Source organism: Ligilactobacillus sp. LYQ139 (genome assembly GCF_045033025.1).
Taxonomy (GTDB): domain Bacteria; phylum Bacillota; class Bacilli; order Lactobacillales; family Lactobacillaceae; genus Ligilactobacillus.
In genome coordinates this window covers 1-1,044 of the sequence record NZ_JBJFZW010000020.1, presented here as the reverse complement: position 1 = coordinate 1,044, position 1,044 = coordinate 1, and the positions used below count along the sequence as shown (strand labels likewise).

1 protein-coding gene is annotated in these 1,044 nt (G+C 46.0%); it reads left to right on the top strand.

Annotated features, from left to right (window positions below; translation table 11 throughout):
* Positions 1–29: 29 nt before the first annotated feature.
* The coding region (locus tag ACI3E1_RS07870) for an SspB-related isopeptide-forming adhesin (protein ID WP_405025101.1) at positions 30–1,044 on the top strand (1,015 nt) is incomplete at its 3' end.

The following is a 1,044-nucleotide window of genomic DNA, read 5'->3' as shown; positions in this document are numbered from 1 at the left end:
AGACCGTGATCCCGGAAATGAAGGAAGGGATGCAAAAGCAACTGCAAGGGGATCTGGATAGTCAGGCGGCCAAGATTAGCCAGCAGTTGAGCACTTATGAGCAGCAAAAAGCGGCTTATGATAAAGCAGTTGCAAGCATTTCCGGTAACTTCTCTGGTGATGTTAAGGAAACGATGCAACCTTACACAGTAGATAATGCTGGTAACCCGCTTCCACTGACGGACCATAATGGTAATTCGATTAATGATTGGCGGATTGGTGGTGTTCCGCTGGTATGTGGTATGCCTGACGCTGAGGGTTTAAATGGTGGTAATGGTGATGCTCAGGTTGGGCCAATTGGAGATTCCGGTTTACCGAGTGTTACGATGAACGAAGACTCTAGTCTAACTAAAGATAATACGTTGATGGGAATCTTCTATTATGGTAATGGAGGCCCTGGAGATATTTTCGGCAGCGACAAGAAGACAGCGGCAATGGCAACGCATTATGCTTTGTCATATTACACCTACACTCATAATACTGATGGTATTGGTGATTGGGAACGGCAACATGATGGTGTTACCGATACAATGGCAAATCAGTGGAAGAGTAATCCAGCTGTACAGAAGCTATTAAACGCAGCTGCTGGATTCGATCCGCAAAAGTTAGGCGTTGTGGTTGCGGCATTCCATGGACAGGTGTCACCTGATCCACATAATCCGCAGTCAATTGCGTTTGCTAAAAAGTATGGGACACAGCAACTGTTCGCCGCCAAATTTGTAAAGGCAGTTCAACCACAAGTGCCACATTTCATGTACCACGAAAACAAGCTGTACACGGATACACCAAAGGCTATCAAGAAGGTCACGAATGACGAAGGCTTTAACGTTAACGGTAAGAAACTTATGCGGGGTGACAAGGCAAACTACAAGCTGACTTGGGATCTTTCCGGTGATAAGGGCTTAGACATTACGCCGGGTATGAAGGTTGCCGGATTAAGCATTTCTGATACCTTGCCAGCACAAGTTGGTTTAGATGCCAACGGCATTACGATTACCGATGGAA